We start from the raw sequence: 20488 nt of genomic DNA on the forward strand, positions 1-20488 counted from the left end.
AACTTCACAGGCTGTCGATGACCGACTGCTTCATCGGGACGACGTCGGCCTCGGCCTTCTGGGCGTAGTCGGAGCGGGTCCGGAAGTCCAGCGCGGTGACGATGCCGTCCTTGCGCCGGTAGGCCTCCGCCCAGCCCTGGATCTTGATGCCCTTGTCCGTGGAGGTGTAGGAGAGCGCGACGCACTCCACCAAGACGTCCTTCGGGCACGGCAGGTTCCGCACGGCGCCCAGGGCGGTGATGTCCTTCTGCGTCTCGCCCTCGATGATGCCGAGCACGTAGGCGTTCGCGGTGACGTTCTGCTTCTGCCGGACCCAGAGGAACGCCCGGGCCTCACTGTTCGGCGCGTACGTCGCCAGCTGCTTGCCCACGGTCTCCTTGGCGACCACGCTCCAGCCGTCGGCCGGTACCACGGACACCCCGAATTGGACCGCGATCGCGTTCGGCGGCGGCGTGTACGTCGAGGCCGGCGGCGTGGTCACCGAGGCGGTCGGCGTCGGCGTGGGATCCGCCGAGTCGTCTCCCCCGGTCAGCAGGACGAGCGCCACCGCGACCAGCGCCACCACGGCGATCCCGGCCACGATCGGGATCAGCAGCGTCGGGACGACCGGCTTCTTCTTCACCGGCTCGGGCCGGCGCAACGACGGCGGACCCACCTTCTCGCCCCACGGCGAACTGGTCTCCCGCGCAGGCCCCGAACCAGCCTGTACTCCGGTGTCGCCCGGCGCAGGTGCTCCTCCAAGCCCCGCGGTGGCACCGGCAGGTCCGGTACCACCAGGAGCGCCACCCGCTGCCGGACCGCCCTCGCCTGGACCCGTCGTACCGACGGCACCCGAGCCCGCAGGACCAGGGTCGGACCATGGCGAGGCGGGCTTCGGCGGAACCTCCAGGGACCACGGGGACGGCGGCAGCTCGGGCTCGGCGGTGGCAGCCGCTGCCGCCGCCTCAGCGTCGTCGGACTCCGTCTTGCGGACCCAGGGGTTGTCCGGGCCCTTGTCCCGCTTGGCGCTCACTGGCTCTTGACGACCGACTGCAGCATCGCGGTCGAGTCCTTCTGGATGCTGGCTGCTTTGTCCTTGCGGCCGTACACACGGATGATCGTCATCACGCCGTCGTTGCGCTCGACCACGCCGACGAACCCGATCACCGGGATGCTGCCGTTCTGGCTGGTCGACAACGCCTCGTAGCTCTGGGTGGTGACGATCTTGACGTCGGTCTTGTCGTCCGGACCCGGCTTGAGCTCCTTCGGCTCGTTCGCCTTGAAGGTGCTCGAGGTGACGGCCTTCTTCTCGATCTCCAGCAGCTTCGGCAGCACCGTGGTGGTCGTCTCGTCCGGGTTCGCCTTGAACGCGTTCACCATGAAGTAGGCCTCGCCCTGCTTCAGCAGGTAGACGCCGGTGAACTTGTCCAGGCTCTTGCGCAGGTAGCCCGGCTGGGGCTTCACGTAGACGCCCTCGGCGACCTCGATGCCCTCGTCGACGTTCGTGGTCGGCTCGCCACTGGGTTCGGTGCTCGGTTCACCGCTCGGCTGGCTCGTCGGCGCGCTGGTCGGCTCCGGGTTCGGCTGGACGTTGTCGTCGTCACCGCCTCCGAACACCAGCGCCAGTACGACACCGATGACCGCCACAGCGGCAAGACCGCCTCCTGCGAGCAGGAGGATCTTGTTGCCGCCCTTGCCACGGCTGCCGCCGTACTGCTGAGTGGGGTACTGCTGCTGCCCCGGGTACTGCTGGCCGCCGTATCCCTGCTGCTGCGGGTAGCTCGACTGCTGGCCGGGGTACTGCTGCTGGCCCGGGTACTGCTGCGGCGGAGGCCCCTGCTGGTACTGCGGAGGCCCCTGCTGGTACTGCGGCTGACCCTGGTACGGCGGCTGGCCCTGGTACGGCGGCTGGCCCTGCGGGGGTTGTCCCTGCGGCGGCTGTCCCTGGTACGGGGGTTGCTGCGGCTGGCCCTGGTACGGCGGCTGGCCCGGACCGGGCTGACCTGGCCGGCCGTAGCCCGGCTGGCCACCGTACGGCGGCTGTCCTGGCTGGCCGCCCTGGCCACCCTGGCCGCCTTGGCCGTACGGCGGTTGCTGGTTGCTCATGCCTGCGTCTCCCCAGTGATTCCGTCGAAGCCGGCGGCCGGCGCACTCCCTTGCAACGCCACCCCGCGCTCGGACTTCGGCACGGAGCGGACCGAGTTGCCACAGGCGGAGCAGAAGTCCGAGTTCGGCAGCAGCGGCATCTCGCAGCGCGAGCAGAACGCCAGCTCGCCGGAGGCGTGGTTCGAGCCGCCGCGCGCGGCCGACTCCAGGGCCGCCTCGAGCAGCCCCTTGTGCAGCACGGTGCGGACCAGAATGATCAACGCGCCGAGCAGCAGCAGACCCCAGACCACGCCGAGGATCGCGCCGAGGGTGGAGCCGTGACCGCCGACGAAGCCGAGCAGGTAGACGCCGCCCTGGAAGAGCGCGTTCACCACCATCGCCTGGATCAGGCCGGCCACCCAACGCGGGGTGAACCCGTCGTACTTCTCACCCAGCCCGGAGAACTCCGCGACCGCGAGGCCCGTCGCCGAGCCGTAGATCAGCGGCTTCACGAAGCCCTGCAGCAGAACCACGGAGATCCAGGTGCCGGCGCTACTGCCCGGACCGGCGAATCCGCCGCTGATCCAGCCCCAGTGCAGCACCAGCGTCTCGAAGCAGGCGTAACCCACGCCCGCCACGACGCCGAAGGTGAACCCGTCCATCAGATCGTCGTACCGCGGGCGCGAGGCCAGGTAGAGCGGGCCGATCTGGCGGATCAGCTCCGACACGACCGGGACGAGCAGCATCAGGATCAGCAGGTCACGTCCGGCCGGCCCGGCCGGGTTGCTGCCGATCGTGTCCGTGCTCAGGCCGATCTTGTCCGACCAGATCCAGGTGAACACCGCGGCCAGGACGCCGGTCAGCACGAACGCCGCGGCGACGACCGGTACCGGCTCGTCCTCCCACAGGTTCACGTCGTACAGGTAGAGGATGTAGACGATCGGAATGGCGAAGGCGGCCACCATGATCGCCACCGGCAGAGCGCCCAGCGCGGCCGTCACCACGGTCAGCAGCAGGGCAACGCCCAGTGCGACCTTGTAGGTGTACGGCTGGCGGCCGGCGCCTTGCGGCATGATCGTGGAGACGAGTTTGAACGAGGCCACCGGTTCATCCGGTCTGGCCGCGTACGCCTTCTTGCGCTGAGCATCCCCGGACTGCATGTCGTTGCCACAGTGATGGCAGAAGTGCGACACCTCGGGAACGTCAGAGCTACAGCGCGGACATTCCACGCCATCCTCCCAACGTTGGACTTGCGGACCGACGCGAGCGCGCGCCGAGGGGTGGTCAGGTCGGCCAGGCCTCAGCCGGACGAACCCGCACAGATTGTCGTACAGGTCGACCCGGATTCATCCTTTCTCGCCCGGGGGTCACCCTTTCGTGTCCGGACCGTGCCCTCAACCCGCCGTGTCCGGACCGTGTCCCGCCGATCCAGGACCCTCTTCCGCCGCCCGCGCCGAGAGCTCCCGCCAGACCTCGTCGACGCGCCGATCCAGGTCCTCGAGACTCCCCGAGTTCTCCACCACCACGTCAGCCACGGCCAGCCGCTCCTCACGCGACGCCTGACTCGCGATCCGCGCTTTCGCTTCCTCGTCAGCCATCCCGCGCGCACCCGTCAACCGCTCGAGCTGCACCTCCGCCGGTACGTCGACCACCAGCACCAGGTCGAACTTGTCCGCCTGCCCGGTCTCCACCAGCAAGGGAATGTCGTGCACCACAACGGCATCGTCAGGCGCCCCAGCCTCGATCTCAGCCGCCCGCGCCCGAACCCGAGGATGAACAATCGCCTCCAGCTTCCGCCGGGCCCCCTCATCCCCAAACACCATCCGCCCCACCGCCGGCCGATCCATCTCGCCCTCAGCCGTCAGCACATCCCCAAAGGCCGCCACCACCTCGGCAAGCCCGTCAGTGCCCCGCGCAACCACTTCCCGCGCCAACACGTCCGAATCGATCACCAGCGCCCCGCGCTCCCCCAACCGCGAGGACACAGCGCTCTTCCCGGCCCCGATCCCACCAGTCAACCCAACTCTCAACACGCCCAGAACCCTAGTCCCCCAACAGCAGAACCCCGGTAACAACACCAACCTCGAAAGCCAACCCACCCACCCGCATCCGCTCTTGCGAGGTAAGCCCAGGGGCACGTCTATAACCCCAGGCGGCATCGTAGTAACGGGCCATTCCACCACCCCACAGCAACCACCACCCCGCAGTACCGGATCACCCGAGAACCCCTCACGTCGTACAGTCGACCGGGTGTTTCCCAACGGCTTGTCAATGCTCTGGGAGTCGGTTGACGCCCGCCGGGCACTCCAGGAGAGGTTCGGCTTCCCGACCTTCGACGCGGCGGCCGAATGGCTGACTGCCGTGCTGGACGAGACCTGGGCAATCGGAGTAGAGACCTGCGACCGCATCGTCATCAGCGACCAGAACGCCATCGCCTGGGTCCACACTGACCACGGACACCTGGTCGTGAAGTGGTCCCGAGCCACAGCCCAGTTCGCGAAGTTCGCCACCACAGCGGAACTCCTGCATGAACTACACCAGCAGGGAATCCCCGTCGCGGCCCCGCTCACCGCCCTCACCGGCAAGCACCGTGAGGTAGTCGACGCCCCCGCTCGCCCGCTGTCCATGACAGTCCAACCGCACATCGACGGCACCTTGCTCGACATCGCCAACGACCAAGCGGTCTACGAAGCCGGCGTCACCCTGGCCGATCTCCATACCGCACTGGCTGAGCACAAGACCGGCCCACAAGACGACCCACAGCCCAAGCAGCGCCTCTTGAACTGGCTGGACTCAGCAGGCCCGGGCTCAGCACCAGAAGCCTCGGCCCACCTCGCAACACAGGTCGCCGCCCTGCCACCCCTCGATGTGCAACCACAGTTGATCCACAGCGACTACCGAGCCTCCAACATCGTGATGTCAGGTACCGAGGTGCTCGCCGTCCTGGACTTCGACGAGCTCGCGTGGAACTACTGCGTCCAAGACCTCGCGCAGACGTTGGTCGTCCTCGGCACCCACTTCACCAACTGGCAACCGACCCCGCCCGCGGTCCGCCGAACCTTCCTCGCCGGCTACGAGTCGATCCGCCCGCTCACCGACGCCGAGCACCAGTGGCTCGCAGCCCTGACCCTCCACCGCGCCATCCAGGCAATCCCACCCGGCGAAGACCCAGCCGGCTGGCGCAACGCCCTCTGACACCCGCCCACCAGAGTCCCCCGCACCTGCCAAATCCCGGCGTATCGCGACCACCCCCGCACCCAGTCGAGCCGCTACGCAGGCGCGGCGATCCCGGGGTGAGCGGCCGACGCAGGAGGCGCGATGCGGGCGTAGTACGGGCGAGACCCCCGCACCCAGTACGGGGATGCGGGGGTCTCGGGTACTGCTGGTACTGCGGGTGGATCAGCCCTGGCCGGTGAGCTTCTCGCGGAGGGCCTGCAGGGCCTCGTCGGAAGCGAGCGCACCCTCGACGGGGGCGTCGTCCTTCGGGGCGGCGGCGGAGGAGTACGTGGACGCCTCGCCTGCCTCGACGTCGGCCGTCTTGGCCTCTTCGATCTGCTTCTTGTGGGCCTCCCAGCGCGCGTGGGCCTCGGCGTACTGCCGCTCCCACTCCTCACGCTGCTTGTCGAAGCCCTCGAGCCACTCGCCCGTCTCCGGGTCGAAGCCGTCCGGGTAGACGTAGTTGCCCTGGTCGTCGTACGTCGCCGCCATGCCGTACAGCGTGGGGTCGAAGTCGTCGGAGACCGGGTCCAGCCCCTCGTTGGCCTGCTTCAGCGACAGCGAGATCCGGCGACGCTCGAGGTCGATGTCGATGATCTTGACCATCGTGTCGTCGTTGACCTGGACGACCTGCTCCGGGATCTCGACGTGACGCTCGGCCAGCTCGGAGATGTGCACCAGACCCTCGATGCCCTCCTCGACGCGGACGAACGCACCGAACGGAACCAGCTTGGTGACCTTGCCGGGCACGATCTGGCCCATCTGGTGGGTCCGGGCGAACTGCTGCCACGGGTCTTCCTGGGTCGCCTTCAGCGACAGCGAGACGCGCTCGCGGTCCATGTCGACGTCCAGCACCTCGACGGTGACCTCCTGGCCGACCTCGACGACCTCGGTCGGGTGGTCGATGTGCTTCCAGGACAGCTCGGAGACGTGCACCAGACCGTCGACGCCACCCAGGTCCACGAACGCACCGAAGTTGACGATCGAGGAGACGACACCCTTGCGGATCTGGCCCTTCTGCAGCTGGGTGAGGAAGTTCATCCGCACCTCGGACTGCGTCTGCTCCAGCCACGCACGGCGCGACAGGACCACGTTGTTGCGGTTCTTGTCGAGCTCGATGATCTTGGCCTCGATCTCCTGGCCGACGTACGGCTGGAGGTCGCGGACCCGGCGCATCTCGACCAGCGAGGCCGGCAGGAAGCCACGGAGGCCGATGTCCAGGATGAGTCCACCCTTGACGACCTCGATGACGGTGCCGGTGACGACGCCGTCCTCTTCCTTGATCTTCTCGATCGTGCCCCACGCCTTCTCGTACTGAGCGCGCTTCTTGGACAGGATCAGACGGCCTTCCTTGTCCTCCTTCTGGAGAACCAGGGCCTCGACGTGATCTCCGACGTTGACGACCTCGTTCGGGTCGACGTCGTGCTTGATCGACAGCTCGCGCGAGGGGATGACGCCTTCGGTCTTGTAACCGATGTCGAGGAGGACCTCGTCCCGGTCGACCTTGACGATGGTGCCCTCGACGATGTCGCCGTCGTTGAAGTACTTGATGGTCTGATCGATCGCCGCGAGGAAGTCTTCCTCCGACCCGATGTCATTGACCGCTACCTGCGGGGTGGTGCGTACTGCGGGGTCGAGAGGTGCCTCGATGCTGGCCGTCATGTGGTGGGTTGCTCCGTGGGCTGATGGTGTCGTACGGGTGCGCAAGGACCGTTGGATCGCACCCAACCGCTGGATTGCCTGAACAGGACAGATTCACCACCGACTGCTTGCGAGCACGAGCCTGCTCCGTCCGAGGTCGCGCGGGCCCATAGCGCATCTCACAGAATACGTGTACTGACTCGGGCACGGCAACCCGGGGCACCCGGTCCGAACCAGGCGCCCGCCGAGGTCTCCCGACGTAGCACTGCACTCAATGTACGACGTCCAGGTCGGGTCGGCCGCCCGCGAGGTCCCCCGTGTCGGCGATCCGGGTGATCAGGGTGTGCGCGGCGACCGCCACCGGGTTCGCCGGCCGCCGGGCCGCGAGGTCGATCAGGGCCCACAGATCCGCCGCGCGCCCCCGCTCCTCGAGCCGGTCCCCGAGGTCCGGACCGGTCTCCCGTACGACGCTGAGCACCGCCCTCCCGAGCACCGGGTCCTCACAGAAGCGGAGCAGGTTCCCCAGGTCCGTGTACGGCGATCCGGCGTGCGCGAACTCCCAGTCGATCAGCCCGGTGAGCTCCGCGGTGTCAGGGTCGACCAGCAGGTTCTTCGGGTTGAAGTCGCTGTGCACCAGGCAGATCCGTTCCACCCCGGTGTCGGCGAGGTCCTCCGCCCCGTCCAGCACGGAGTACAGGCTTTCCACCTGGTCGCGGGTGAGTCCCAGGTCCTCGACGTACCGGTCGAGCCACTGGGTCAGGCCGCCCGCGCCGAACGACTCGATCAGCAGGTCGCGGCCGACGAACTCCCCGAAGGTGAGGAGAGGCATGCCACTGAGGCGGACGAGCAATGCGCCGAGCTGCTCCCCCACCTTCTGGCGTTCCTTGTCCCCGGCGGTGTCGAGATACGTCTGCAGGTTGATCCCGGGCAGCCGCTCGGTCAGTACATAAGGAGGCGCCCCGTCGCCAGCTGGGTCAGGCATCGCGTCCAGCACTCGCGGCACCGGGAGCAGTCCCCGGACGAGCCGCAGCAACGAGACATCCACGGCCGCGCGCTCCGGATGCCGGACGTAGAGCCGGAGCACTGCATCCTCCCCGGCCGCGCTCACGGCGTAGGTCTCCCCGCCGTAGCCGCCGGTGAGCGGTACAGCGCTGGCAGCGAGAGCCTCGAAGTCATCCATGTCGCCGCATCCTTCCGCACATCGCCGACAACCATTTCCGCTACCTTAGTTGCGTAAATCGAACCGCACTCCTAAGCTCATTACGAAACCGAGGTAGCGGAAATGAGGAGCGATGGTCGGGCGAGGAAGACCGCGGGATGCCGGCGTCGAGCAGCGGGTGCTGGCCGCCGCGCTCAACGAGATCCGGCAAGGCGGGTACGCCGGACTCTCGGTCGACCGGGTCGCCGAGCAGGCGGGGGTGGCGAAGACGACGCTCTACCGCCGGTGGCCAAGCAAGGCCGAACTGGTGGTCGCGTTGATCACGAGCCTCCGGGAGGACGTCCCGTTCGAGCCGACCGACGACCCACGCCGCGACCTCACCGGCCTCGTCACCGCGATCGCGACCAACCTCGCCTCCACTCCGCCCGCACTGATCGCGGACTTGGCCGCGGCCGCCGCCCGCGAACCGCGCGTCGGCGAGAGCGTCAGAGCCCTCTGGGCCGAGCGCCATCGCGCTGTGACCGCCGTCGTCGCGAAGGCCCAGGACGCGGGCCTCGTCCTCGACCACGTCTCCCCTGCGGTCCTGGTCGACCAACTCGTCGGCCCGCTGTACTACCGGCTCCTCGTCACCGGCGAGCCACTCACCCCCGACTACGCGAGGAAGCTCGTCCGCAGCGTCCTCGGACCTGAGGAGTCCTGATGACCACCGCCACCGAGAACAAGAACAAGAAGAGCCCGGTACGCCGTCGCGTGCTCGCCGGCGTCGGCGCCTTCGCCGTCCTGCTCGCCGGGTACTGCGTCTACGCGATCGCCCACACGACCGTGCTCCACACCGAGATCGAGATCGACGCGACGCCCGACCAGGTCTGGCAGGTGCTCGCCGACCGCGACGCCTACCCCGAGTGGAACCCGTTCCTCGTGTCGTCGACGGGTGAGCTGAAGGTCGGCGCGAGGATCACCAACGTGCTCAAGGACACGAATGGCAAGGAGACGACCTTCACTCCGGAGCTGCTCGCGGTCGACCCGGGCAAGGAGCTGCGCTGGATCGGCAAGATCGGTTTCGGCGGCATCTTCGACGGCGAGCACTCGTTCCGGATCGAGCCCCTCGACGGCGGCCGGTCGAAGCTGATCCAGGAGGAGAGGTTCAACGGAGTCGCGGTCCCCTTCACGGTCGGCATGCTGAACGACACGATCAAGCCCCAGTTCCAGGCGATGAACCAGGCCCTCGCGGCCCGCGCCGCCGGCTGACGCCGCGCACCCCGAGCCTGCGGAGGCGCACCTGAGCCGGCGCCGGTGCAACTGCGCCGCCGGTTAGGGTGATGCGGTGGTGGAGCCGCGGCGGGTGGAGTTGAGCGAGCCGGAGACCTCGAGGGCCAGCCGGACCTACTGGGACTCGGCCGCCGGCGAGTACCTCGAGGAGCACGGCGCGTTCCTCGGCGACGACAAGTTCATCTGGTGTCCCGAGGGTGTGGACGAGGCAACCGCCCAGCTCCTCGGCCCGGTACGCGGCAAGCGCATCCTCGAGGTCGGCTGTGGTGCCGCCCAGTGCTCCCGATGGCTCGTCGGCCAAGGCGCCAACATAGTCGCCTTCGACATCTCCGTCGAACAACTCCGCATCGCGCACGAACTCGACCGCCGCACCGGCACCGCAGTACGGACTGTTGCCGCCAATGCGATGGCCGTTCCGTTCAAGGACGAAGCTTTCGACATCGTGTGCTCGGCGTTCGGCGCGCTGCCGTTCGTCGCCGACGCGGAGGCGGCACTCCGGGAGATCGCCCGGAGCTTGAAACCCGGCGGGCTACTCGTGTTCTCGGTCACGCACCCGATCCGGTGGAGCATGCCGGACGACCCGACACCGGCCGGCCTGCGGATCACCCAGTCGTACTTCGACCGCACGCCGTATGTCGAGGTGGACGACGACGGCACCGCGATCTACGCCGAGCACCATCGCACCACCGGCGACTGGGTCCGAGCGCTCACCGGCGCCGGCCTGGTCATCGACGATCTGCTCGAACCCGAATGGCCGGCCGGCCACGATCAGGTCTGGGGCGGCTGGGGACCAGACCGCGGCCGCCTGGTCCCAGGCACCGCGATCTGGTCGGCCCACAAGCCCTGAACAATCAAACCCTGAACCCGCCACAGACCCCTGAACGGGTCAGACGGATTCCGCCGGCTCTGAAGTGTCCGGCTCGGCGGTCCGCCGCGGACGGACCTGGAAGAACACGACCACGCCCAGCAATAGCAGTCCGATGATCAGCGAGACGAGTGGCACCCAGAAGCCGATCGCGTGCAACTGAGCGGCCTTCGCCTTGTAGCCGCCCTCGTCGACGCCGTTCTCCTTGGCGCCCTCGACGTTCTTCTTCACCGTGTCCGCGTCGTACTCGATCTGCACCTGGGTCGCGGTGACCTTCGCCTCGCCGTTGTAGCTGAGCGAGGCGAGCTGCTGCTCCCGGCCCTTGATGATCGCGCCGGTGACCGGCTCGATCCACAGCGTCCGGGTGTTCTGGTAGCTGCGCTGCACCTCGACCGAGTCCATCCCGGGCTCACCGACGAGCTTGCCCGGCACCTTCAGCGGCGTGGCGAGCGGCAGGTCCTGCTTCGGCACGTCCTGCTCGAAGCGGTACACGGTGAGACCGTTGAGCTTGGTCTCCTCCTTGAAGTCGATCGGGTACGCCTTGCGCGTGGTGGTGTCCCAGAACTGGTACCGCTTCTTCTCGGTGCCGAACGGGAACTTCAGCACCAGGCCCTGGTGTCCCTTGAAGAACGGGCTGTCCTCCTTAGGTGTCAGCCGGTCCTCCTTCCTCAGCGTGGTGGTGATGTACTCCCCGCTGTTGTCCTTCGAGGCGTCCGGGCTCCAGCGCACCGACTCGCCCGTGGTCGCGTCCAGCACGACCCGTTCCTGCACGAAGCTCAGCGGCGCCTTCGCGGTCTCACTCGCGGACTCGGGGAACTGGTAGTCCTTATCCGTGTCCGTCACCACGGCGGTGTCGAACACCACCACCTTGCGATTCAGTTCCTTGCTGATCTTCTCAGCCGCGACCACGTCGCCCCGGACGGTCCGGCGCGAGTACAGGTCGACGTTCTTCTCCGCCAGGTCCGCCACGCTGAAGATGGTGGCGTCCTTGCCCACCGACACCGTGTGCGCGACCTGGTCGGCAGGTGCGACGGCGAGCGTCGGATACGCGTAGAACTTCGCCAGCGCGGCTACGCCGACGAAGAAAATCCCCAGCGCGATCACCAGTGCACGACTGCGATTCCCCACAACAACCCCTCCCGGTCTGTCCGCGGGACGCTACCAGCGAGTAGGGACGCTTGAACAGAGAACGGGGGCGACAAAATCCGGCAGTGGCCGAACTGTCATATAGTCCGCCTCCATGAGGGGGATCTGGGGTACCGTCGCGCTGCTTCGCCGACCACCGGACCAGGCCGTACTGCGAGGCGTGGTGGTCGCCGTCGCGGTCGTGCAGGCTGGGGTGCTCGGCCTGCTGGCGCGACGTGGTTATTGGCTCAGCGACGACCTCGACTTCCTCGTGCAGGGCAGCCGTGGCTTCGCGCCGCGCGAGCTGCTGACCCCGGTGAACGACCACATCGCGCCGGGTCTGCGCTTCGTGTACGCCGGCTTCGCCGAGCTGGCTCCGCTGAACTGGGACGTGACCATCGCGTGGCGGATGATCATGCAGGCCTTGGCGATCACGCTGATGGGCCTCCTGCTGCTCAGGCTTCTCGGCTCCAGCTGGTGGGTCGTCACCGGAACTCTCCTCTACGCGTTGACCCCGCTGAGCATGCCCTCGTTCATGTCGTTGTCCAGCGGCGTGAACAACCTGCCCGCCCACGTCTTCGGCCTGTTGCTGCTGCACGCGACCCTCGACTGGTATTCCGGCCGCCGGCTCCGGGCGATTGCCTACGGCCCCCTTTCGTTGCTGATCTCCTTGGCCTGCTGGGAGAAGTCGGCCCTCATCCTCGTCACTGTCGTCGCCCTGGCGTTCTATCAGCGGACTGAGCCGCTCGGGCCGTGGTTGCGCCGGACGCTGCCGTACGCGGCCGCGCTACTGATGCCAGTAGTTGCCTTTGGCATCGTTTATCTGCGGCACGGCAATCCTTCGGCGGGCCGGCTGCCGTCACCGCGGCAACTGCTCGACCTGGCCGGCCACGCGTTCGCCGTACCGCTGGGTGCGCTGGTCGGTGGACCGTGGGGGTGGAACGCTTTCGGCACCCCGATGGGTCTGGCGACGCCGCCCGCGGCGGCCTTGTTTCTCGGTGGGCTCGTCGCGGCCTTCCTGCTGCTGACTGCCTGGCGCCGAGATCGGCGAGCGCTGCTGCTTTGGGGATCGGTCGTCGTCTACGTGCTGGTGACCCTGCTGGTGGTGTCCTACGGGCGGTTCAGGTTGTTCGGCGGCATCTTCACCGCGCACTACCACTACTGGTCGGATCTCTCGATCCCGCTGACGTTGGCCGTGGTGCTGACGGCGACCTCCGTCCGGCCGCGCCTTGTCTTCGCCCGCTTCGCGCCAGTGGCAGCGTTATGCTGCCTGCTCGCCTGGATCGCGGGGACTGTTGTGACGTACACCGGTTTCGCCGAGCAGTGGGCCAAGAACCCCGCCAAGCCGTACTTCGCGACCGTCCGGGCCGACCTCGATAGGTCCGGGCCGACGGCGAACCTGTGGGACACCAAGATGCCACCGACGATCGTCAGCCTGCTGTCGGCCGACATCAGGCTCTCGCTGATGCTGCGGATGACCGGCATCCCGTTCCAGTCGCAGGCCCCCGGCAGCGAGCCGTCCATCGTGGATGACACCGGCCGGCTCCGGCCGGCGACCCTGACCGTCTGGTCGCAGGCCGAACCGCCCAAGACCGGCAACGCCATCTGCGACCTGGTCGTGCGAGGGACGGAACCCGTGACGCTGCCGCTGCACTCGACCCCGGCCGAGGCTGCCAGCAGCAACTGGTACGCCAAGATCAGCTACTTCTCCAACCGGGAGAACCACGTGGTGGTCGAACTGCTCGACGACTACGGCTCCGTCGCCGCGATGCCGGCCGTCACCTGGCCGGCCGCGTTGCCGGGCACCATGTACTTCGGTCCGTCGGAACGCATCGGTGCCACCGCGGTGCGGCTGCGTTCGACGGATCCCGGGACGAACCTCTGCCTGGGCCACATCGAGATCGGACTGCCGCGGGTGAATGGATGAGACGGACCAGATTCCCCGCCCTCGACGGCCTGCGAGCGGTCGGCGCACTCGCGGTCCTTGGCACGCATATCGGCTTCCACAGCGGTGACGCGTTGACCGGCCCGTTCTCGGGGCTGCTGGCCCGGTTGGACGTCGGAGTGGCGATCTTCTTCGCGATCTCCGGGTTCCTGCTTTACCGGCCCTGGGTGGTCGCCTGGTTCGAGGAGACCGAGCCGCCCCTCGTCCTGCCGTACCTGCGCAATCGCGCCCTGCGGATCCTGCCCGCCCTGTGGGTCGTCGTACTGCTCGCCGCTCTCGTCGTACCGCACGACCGGGCAGTGTCGTGGGTGGTGTACCTGCGGCATGCCACGCTGACCCAGATCTACGCGCACGATCCACCTGCGGACGGGCTCACCCAGCTGTGGAGCCTGGCAACGGAGGTCGTGTTCTACCTGTTGCTGCCGATCCTGGCGATGCTGCTGACCGGCTACGACCGCCCGACTCGGCGCGGTGTGCGTTGGCGGCTCGCTGTCCTCGCAACGTTCACGCTGCTCGGCCCGGCCTGGATGGCCGGAGTCAACGCCGGCAAGCACGCGATCGCCGGGCTCTGGTTGCCCGGTTACCTCGGCTGGTTCGCAGTCGGTATGGCCCTCGCCCTGTGGCAGGTGGCTCGCAGCAGTGGGCGGCTCGGCCCGTCAGCGCTCGACACGCTGACCAAGCTGCCAGGTACGGTCTGGGCCGCCGCAGTCGCACTCCTCGTGATCGCGAGCACCCCGATAGCCGGTCCGTTCAGCCTGATAGCGCCGACTCCTGGGCAGGCCTTCACGAAGAGCCTTCTTTACACGGCGATCGCCGCGTGCGTGATCTTTCCCGCGGTCACCCCGACGGCCAGGACCGCCAAGGTCCTGGGTGGACGGGTCGGCCACATCGCCGGAGACATCTCGTACGGCGTGTTCCTCTACCACCTGATAGTGCTCAGCCTGGTCGAGCGACTGATCGGGTTCGAGCTGTTCCACGGCCAGCTCGCGCTCTTGTTCTTCTCGACCCTGGCTGGGTCAGCCGCTCTCGCGGCCGTGAGCTACTACTGCCTGGAGCGGCCGATCATGCGCCGGGGCCGACGGGACAGAAGCTACGACGTCTCGCCGGTAGGCCTGGACAAGAGGGCCAGCGCGCAGCCGAACAGGACAGACGCCTGGACGACACCCGAGGTCAGCCCTGCTCCCCCGGCTGGCCAGGGCTGAACCACTGCGACCAGGGTCCCCGCCAGAACCGCGCCGGCCGTCACCGCGAGCACCGCGATCCGGCGGTCGGACAGGAACCACGAACACACTGCTGCGAGCATGACCGCTCCCAGGCCGATCCAGCCGGACATGAACGTGCCGGCGGCCAGGCCGAACACCACCGCAACCCACGGCCTGACTCTGCGTGCCTCCCGGAGCCGGTGGCCCGAGTACCTTGATCCACGGCGGAAAAACACCGCCAGGGCGAGCACGGCCAGCATGGCGACAAGACCGACCAGCAGGCCAGCCCGGTACGTACGGTCGGGCATGAACCGCGCAGTGACGACCTGCTCGGCTCCGGCAGGCAGCAGCCAGCCTTGTTGCCAGCCGCCGATCCGGATCGGCGCCAGCTTGTGCCCGGTGCCGTCGTACGCCACCCAGCCGTCGCTGTAGTTCTGGGCGACTGTCAGCACCGACTGCTCCTCGGCGGCCGGCACCTCGATGGTCAGCTCGGCGGGGTTGGGTCGCCATACCTCCACGTTCCTCACCGGCGTGGCAGCCGCCCTGGCGAGACCTGACCTGGTCAGCGTGAGCGCCACCGGCACGAAGCCGCCTCCGGCCAGCGCATCGACGTTGTGCCGCCCGGCCTGCAAGGGAACCGCCGTGTGCTCCCCGCAGGTGGTGAACGTCACCGGCCGACGCTGCAGGACGTCGCGCACGGTTGCCTTCACCTCGGTGTCAGCCGGGACGCCGTCCACTCGCAAAGCCGGGCCGAACCCGCAGTACGCGCCGGTGCGGGCGTCCGGATCCAACGCTCTCCGCAGGTCGTCCGCACCCAGGACCCGGATCTCGGACACGCCGACCGGCGCGGTCCGGGCAGCCCCGCTGGCCGAGTCGAAGTCGATCAGCGGCTTGGTCGAGGTGAAGAAGACCTCGATCGACCTGGCCGCACGGGCGGGGAACCTGACATATCCTTCCGGGTCCACCGTGAGCTCCACCGGAGCGGCACCGCCGAGCCGGACCGACACCCCGGTGGGCTGGGACGCGGCCAGGTACGGATCGGTGAGGAACTGCAACCCCTTGACTTTCCTTGCCCGAGGCAACCTCAAGGTCAGTCGCGGTCGCAGGTCGGTGACGTTCGCGACCCAGCCCGTGCCGAGATCGCGGTCCACCGCGGCACCGGGCCGACCCTCCGGCGCGGCCACCGCGCGGGACGAAGCATAGGCAGTGATGGCTCCTGGCGTGGCGAGCAGCCGGTCGAGTGCGGTCCCGTCCTTGGGAAGCGCGGTGCCCTGGAGCTGGTAGGACGCCGCCCCGGGCAGGTCCACACTGCGCAGGAGGCCCGTCGGTTCCTCGGAGTCCGAGGCGGTCGCCTGCCGGCACAACGGCCGGTTGTCCACGTGCAGGCAGGCCGATCGCCCGATCTCCTGGTTCCTGAACACCAGCGCGTCCGGCTGACGGGCCAGCCCCGACGGCACCGCCAGCCGGCTGACCGGAGTGAGACCGGGCACGGTCAGCTCGGCGATCGACACCCCGTTCGGATTCTTGCCATCCGTCACACCGACGCGGACCCGCAGTCGTTGGGTGTGACCGGGGGGCGTAGGGATGTTCTGCGCTTCGTTCGTGCCGGCCACCACGGTCGTCAACGAGCCGGCATCGGTCGTCACCTCCAGCGTCCGTACCGGCTCGGTAGTCGGCGCCGCCAGCGAGAACTGGATCTTCAGACCTTCCACCGAGCGCTGCGCCGAGAAGCTGAGCTCGAGCCACTCGCCACTGCTGCGGCCGAACGTGCCCGAGATCCAGCGGCTCGACGGGTCACCGTCGACGGCCGCGAACGGGCCGTTGCCCGGGCCGGTCCACAGCGTGGCGTTGGCGTCGCCCGCGGACGACGACGCCCGTACGTCGACCAGTCCGTCGGCCCACGTCCTCGTAGTACTGGGCGCGGCCGGGTCGACGACGTACCCGAGAGCTCGTCTGCGCAGCGTGCCAGGATCGGAGCCGGTCAGCACGGCCGAATAGTTGTCCGCCGCCCGGCCGACGGAGACCTCGCGACGCTGCATGCCGTCCGTCTGGACCAATGGGAGGTCCTTGAAGCGGCCGGCGGCGTCCGAGCTCGTCACGGCCTCGCGGTCCCCACCCAGCGCCGTCACGACACCCGGCACGTCCTCGGGAGCCCCGCGGACCTCCACCAACTGCGACTGCGGGACCAGGCGTGCCCCGGTCGTCGTGCCGACGTCGTAGATCTCCACGCTGGGGTACGGCAGCCGGGTACGCCCGTCGAGGGTCACCCCGGGTTGCTCCATGGTGCTGCCCGTGAGCGGGCCGAACGAGGCCACCCGTTTGATGGCGGACTCGGCCAGGCTTTCATGGACCGCGAGAGTCGGACTGACCTGAGCGTCGTACCGGAGGTCGTTCCGCACGACGACGTACCGGACGCCTGCCCGCGCGAGGGTTTGCTGCAGGGTCCTGTCACCGACACCCGTACCGAGTCGGCGCTCCACCTCGTCCAGCCAGCGCGTAGTACCGGCAGAGCCGAGCGGTACCGCGTCCCGCACGGCCATCGGGCGTTTCAGCAAAGCCTGGAAGGGCTCATCCTTCGTCGAGCCCCAGGTGAAGTCCGCGAAGGACGCGGCCGGTACAACGAGCACGCTGCCGCTCGTCTGCTGACTGTCGAGCCAGCGGGCCGCCTGACGCCAGTGCGCCGGGATCGCCTCGTATCCCTCGGTTCGCGGCAGCTGGGCGAAGATCGCAGGCGTGGCCACCGACACGACGAGGAAGGCGGCCAGCACCGGCACGATCCGGCGGTGAACTCCGGAGGCCGTCGCCCAACTGGTCAAGCGGGTGAGGGCGTGAGCCGCGGCGAGCATGAGCGGCAGGCGCACGACCAGCTCGAACTTGTGGGTGTTACGCAAGGCTGCGAGCGGCCCGTCGAGCAGCTCCTGCAGCTGAGGCGACAGAGGCGAACTGACGTGCCCAAGGGTCACCAGCAGCAGGCCGACGATCAGCGAAAGCTGGAGGAATCCCCGGTGCCTCAGCGATCCCATCGCCAGGCCGACCAGGCCCAGGAGGGCGACGGCTGCCGTCGTGAGGATCAGTGCGGGCTGCGTGACGTACAACCAGCCCGCCGGCCAGCTCGGGCCGCTGCCAGCGGACAGGAAATTGAGCCAGTGAGAGGTCCCGCGGAACGACTCGAAGACGCTGGCCGTGCCGGTGGTCACGCCGGCGTCCTCGATCCAGTCCAGGAACGGCGGGCTGTAGCGGCCCAGCAACATCAACGGGACCAGCCACCAGACGGAGACCGCCACCACGCACCCGAACCAGCCCATCGCAAGCTTCAGCGTCGACTTGTCCAGCCGCCGGGTGGCGATCCATAGCGCAGGAAGCACCAGCGTCGCACCGGTGGCCACTGCGTTCACTCCCCCGACCAAGGCGAAGGCAACAGCGGACCACCCCACCCGCCACCAACCGGAACGCGCCCGCGGAGTCACCAGTGGCAGCAGAACCCAGGGAGCCATCGCCATCGGCCAGACCTCGATCGACGTGATCGTCACCTCGCCGAGCATCCGCGGACTCAGCGCGTACAGCAGAGCGACCGTGAACCGCGCCCAAGGAGCGCCGTAGCCAAGAGCGCCACACAGCTTCCACACACCCAGGAAGGCCACACACATGACCAGCGACCACCACAGCCGCTGGGTGACCCAACCAGGCACGGACAGTGTGTCCAGGAACCAGTGGAACGGGCCCATCGGCAGCAGGTAGCCGTACGCCTGGTTCTGGAGTTGACCGAAGGCGCCCTGCGGATCCCACAGGTGCAGGGAGCGAGCCAGGAAGGCACCCGGTCCGGCGGTCAGGTCGAGCTTGGTGTCCGGCACGATCTTGCCGGGAGCCTGGTGGAAGCACAGGGCGATCAGGACGAGGCAGCCGAGCACCAGCCTCGCCCGCCAGACCACCCGCTCCCTATCGGCCGTCTTCATCGGCGCCGGAGCACCAGGACGAGGTTCCAGGTCGCGAACTCCCGCACCCCGGGAACAGCCAGTACGCCGTACGCCCAGCGCGGGTGGTAGCGCGGCAGGGCGGCCACCAGGTCGGCATCGGCGCAGGCGCGGGCCCAGCGGAGTCCTCCGGCCACGGTGATCGGGAAGAGCGATTCGCCGAACTTGTTCTTCGGCGGGTGGCCGTGGCGTCGTTCGTATCGCCGGGCGGCTCGATGACCGCCGAGGAAGTGCCAGGGGGCGGTCTCGTGACCGCCGTGCAGGCCCCACCAGCCCGTGTACGACAGGAAGATCGTGCCGCCGGGCCGGGTGACGCGAACCAGCTCGTCAGCCATCAGCCAGGGATCGGGGACATGCTCGAGCACGTTCGACGAGAAGCAGACGTCGACCTGGGCGTCCCCGACCGGCAGCGCCATCCCGCTGCCGAGGACCGTGCCCTCGACAGGTTCACCCCGGCCACTGAGTTCGCCGAGGTCGGAGTCGATCGCGTAGTACGTCGCACCCGCCTCGCGGAAGGCGTCGGCGAAGTACCCGGGGCCGCCGCCGACGTCGAGCATCCGCGCACCGCGTAGGTCGACGTACTCGGAGAGCTGGCCGACCGAGTCGTCGGCGAGCGTTCCGTAGAAGAGATCCGGGTCGGTCTGCTCCACCCCGAACGCCTTGAACAGGCGCAGGGCGCGGCCGAGGTCGGCGGTCCACCGGACGGCGGATAGGGGACTCGGAATCGCAGCGGACACACGCGGACCCTAACTGATTTCGCGACCTCTGGCGGACATCGTTACTCCCTGGTAACCTCGCGGGCTTATCCCCGGGGGCGGACCGAAGGCATTGAGTAGAGGGTGGGGCTTTGACGGTGCGCGAGCAGACCGTGCTGTTGCTGAACTGGCGGGACACGACGAACCCGGAAGGTGGTGGCTCCGAACGGTACGTGGAGGAGGTCGCCAGAGGCCTTGCGGAACTGGGCTGGTCGGTCACCATGCTGTGCGCGTCGTACCCGGGCAGTCCCCGGGACGCCCGCCGCCACGGCGTCCGCTACCTCTACCGCGGCAGCAAGGTGACCGTTTACCTGCGCGGCCTGCTGCACACCTGGCTGCACCGCCCGGACCGCGTGGTCGACGTGCAGAACGGCCTCCCATTCTTTACCCGCCTCGTACGTCGTACCGGGGTGGTCGTGCTCGTGCACCACGTCCACCACGAGCAGTGGCAGGTGGTGTACCCGGGCTGGAAGGGCCGGCTCGGCTGGTGGCTCGAGTCCCGGGCCGCTCCCCGGCTGTACCGCGACTGCCGGTACGTGACGGTGTCCTCGGCCTCACGGGACGAACTGGTCGCGCTCGGAGTGGATGCCGCACGCGTCGACGTAGTACACAACGGGACTGATCCGGCGCCGGCCCGGCAAACTCCACGGGACGCGCGGCCGACAGTGGTGTGCGTGGGGCGGATCGTGCCGCACAAGCAGATCGAGCACGCGGTCGACGCGATCGCCGAAGCTCGCGAGGTACTGCCCGAGGCCCGACTGGTGGTGGTCGGCTCTGGCTGGTGGGAAGACTCGTTGCGCGAGTACGTGGCCGAGCGCGCGCTGCAGGAGGCCGTGGAATTCCGGGGGCACGTGAGCGAGGCCGACAAGCACGCGGCGTACGACGAGGCGTGGGTGCTGGCGCTGCCGAGCCTCAAGGAGGGCTGGGGACTCGTGGTGGGCGAGGCGGCCGGGCACGGCGTACCGACGATCGCCTACCGCAGTGCTGGCGGCCCGACCGAGTCGGTGCAGGACGGGCGCACCGGACTGTTGGTGGACGACCCGGCCGAGTTCCGTGCGGCCATCACCGAGCTGCTGCAGGACCAGGCGGTCCGCCGCCGGCTGTCTGCCGAGGCCCTGGCCTGCGCGGGCAACTTCAACTGGTCGACCACCGTGCGAGGCATGGACCGCGTGCTGACCGGCCAGGTGGTCGAGGTCGCGAATGGTCCCGGAGCAGCCAAGAAGCCGGCCCGCGCTGACGCCGGCCGGCCTCTTGAGATCTAGGCCCCCGCTGCCGG

At 68.6% G+C, this 20488-nt stretch carries 16 protein-coding genes; 7 read left to right on the forward strand and 9 right to left on the reverse strand.

Going from position 1 to position 20488, the window contains the following annotated elements; genetic code table 11:
- Nucleotides 1-4: 4 nt before the first annotated feature.
- The 4 genes from EV648_RS04725 to coaE form a co-directional block, all read right to left on the reverse strand.
- Nucleotides 5-1012, reverse strand: a complete 1008-nt coding sequence (locus EV648_RS04725) for a hypothetical protein (protein WP_132285365.1) — start codon at nt 1010-1012, stop codon at nt 5-7.
- On the reverse strand, nt 1009-2085 hold the full coding sequence (locus EV648_RS04730) for a PT domain-containing protein (RefSeq protein ID WP_132285367.1): 1077 nt from the start codon (nt 2083-2085) through the stop codon (nt 1009-1011). The genes EV648_RS04725 and EV648_RS04730 overlap by 4 nt, the downstream gene beginning before the upstream one ends.
- Nucleotides 2082-3224, reverse strand: a complete 1143-nt coding sequence (locus EV648_RS04735; RefSeq protein ID WP_241994898.1) for a PrsW family glutamic-type intramembrane protease — start codon at nt 3222-3224, stop codon at nt 2082-2084. Before EV648_RS04735 ends, EV648_RS04730 begins: the two co-directional genes overlap by 4 nt.
- Before the next feature lie 234 nt (nt 3225-3458).
- The gene (gene coaE, locus EV648_RS04740; RefSeq protein ID WP_370452697.1) at nt 3459-4145 is read right to left on the reverse strand and encodes a dephospho-CoA kinase; all 687 of its coding nucleotides are present in this window, start codon (nt 4143-4145) and stop codon (nt 3459-3461) included.
- Between the two features lie 169 nt (nt 4146-4314).
- Here coaE and EV648_RS04745 point away from each other — a divergent pair, with 169 nt between their 5' ends.
- The gene (locus EV648_RS04745) at nt 4315-5259 is read left to right on the forward strand and encodes a phosphotransferase (protein WP_241994900.1); all 945 of its coding nucleotides are present in this window, start codon (nt 4315-4317) and stop codon (nt 5257-5259) included.
- Nucleotides 5260-5463: 204 nt separating this feature from the next.
- Here the strand turns inward: EV648_RS04745 and rpsA are convergent, their stop codons facing one another.
- Both rpsA and EV648_RS04755 read right to left on the reverse strand, forming a co-directional pair.
- A complete protein-coding gene (gene rpsA, locus EV648_RS04750) occupies nt 5464-6942 on the reverse strand; it encodes a 30S ribosomal protein S1 (protein ID WP_132285371.1) in 1479 nt (492 codons plus the stop codon).
- A 250-nt stretch (nt 6943-7192) separates the two neighbouring features.
- Entirely contained in the window at nt 7193-8101 is a 909-nt protein-coding gene (locus EV648_RS04755) for a phosphotransferase family protein (RefSeq protein ID WP_132285373.1), read from the reverse strand.
- Nucleotides 8102-8213: 112 nt separating this feature from the next.
- Here EV648_RS04755 and EV648_RS04760 point away from each other — a divergent pair, with 112 nt between their 5' ends.
- The 3 genes from EV648_RS04760 to EV648_RS04770 all read left to right on the forward strand — a co-directional run bounded on the left by EV648_RS04760 (nt 8214) and on the right by EV648_RS04770 (nt 10196).
- A complete protein-coding gene (locus EV648_RS04760; RefSeq protein ID WP_132285375.1) occupies nt 8214-8780 on the forward strand; it encodes a TetR/AcrR family transcriptional regulator in 567 nt (188 codons plus the stop codon).
- The gene (locus EV648_RS04765; RefSeq protein WP_132285377.1) at nt 8780-9328 is read left to right on the forward strand and encodes an SRPBCC domain-containing protein; all 549 of its coding nucleotides are present in this window, start codon (nt 8780-8782) and stop codon (nt 9326-9328) included. The genes EV648_RS04760 and EV648_RS04765 overlap by 1 nt, the downstream gene beginning before the upstream one ends.
- 76 nt (nt 9329-9404) lie before the next feature.
- Nucleotides 9405-10196: a class I SAM-dependent methyltransferase gene (locus EV648_RS04770; RefSeq protein WP_241994901.1), complete on the forward strand. Its 792-nt coding sequence runs from the start codon at nt 9405-9407 to the stop codon at nt 10194-10196.
- A 39-nt stretch (nt 10197-10235) separates the two neighbouring features.
- Here EV648_RS04770 and EV648_RS04775 read toward each other — a convergent pair whose 3' ends face one another.
- A complete protein-coding gene (locus EV648_RS04775; protein WP_132285379.1) occupies nt 10236-11342 on the reverse strand; it encodes a DUF3068 domain-containing protein in 1107 nt (368 codons plus the stop codon).
- 112 nt (nt 11343-11454) lie between these two features.
- On the opposite strand from EV648_RS04775, the gene EV648_RS04780 reads away from it, so the two are divergent.
- Complete coding sequence (locus EV648_RS04780; RefSeq protein ID WP_132285381.1) at nt 11455-13266, forward strand: hypothetical protein; 1812 nt, start codon at nt 11455-11457, stop codon at nt 13264-13266.
- Nucleotides 13263-14486, forward strand: a complete 1224-nt coding sequence (locus EV648_RS04785) for an acyltransferase (RefSeq protein WP_132285383.1) — start codon at nt 13263-13265, stop codon at nt 14484-14486. Before EV648_RS04780 ends, EV648_RS04785 begins: the two co-directional genes overlap by 4 nt.
- Here the strand turns inward: EV648_RS04785 and EV648_RS04790 are convergent.
- Together EV648_RS04790 and EV648_RS04795 are read right to left on the reverse strand one after the other, a co-directional pair.
- Nucleotides 14375-18439: an alpha-(1->3)-arabinofuranosyltransferase gene (locus tag EV648_RS04790; protein WP_132285385.1), complete on the reverse strand. Its 4065-nt coding sequence runs from the start codon at nt 18437-18439 to the stop codon at nt 14375-14377. The genes EV648_RS04785 and EV648_RS04790 overlap by 112 nt on opposite strands.
- Entirely contained in the window at nt 18436-19194 is a 759-nt protein-coding gene (locus EV648_RS04795) for a bifunctional 2-polyprenyl-6-hydroxyphenol methylase/3-demethylubiquinol 3-O-methyltransferase UbiG (RefSeq protein WP_241994902.1), read from the reverse strand. The genes EV648_RS04790 and EV648_RS04795 overlap by 4 nt, the downstream gene beginning before the upstream one ends.
- 116 nt (nt 19195-19310) lie before the next feature.
- Between EV648_RS04795 and EV648_RS04800 the strand changes: the two genes are divergently transcribed.
- Nucleotides 19311-20474 (forward strand): glycosyltransferase family 4 protein, encoded by a 1164-nt coding sequence (locus EV648_RS04800; RefSeq protein ID WP_241994950.1) that lies wholly within the window; start codon nt 19311-19313, stop codon nt 20472-20474.
- Nucleotides 20475-20488 lie beyond the last annotated feature (14 nt).

The organism is Kribbella sp. VKM Ac-2568 (assembly GCF_004345365.1).
Taxonomy (GTDB): Bacteria; Actinomycetota; Actinomycetes; order Propionibacteriales; family Kribbellaceae; genus Kribbella; species Kribbella orskensis.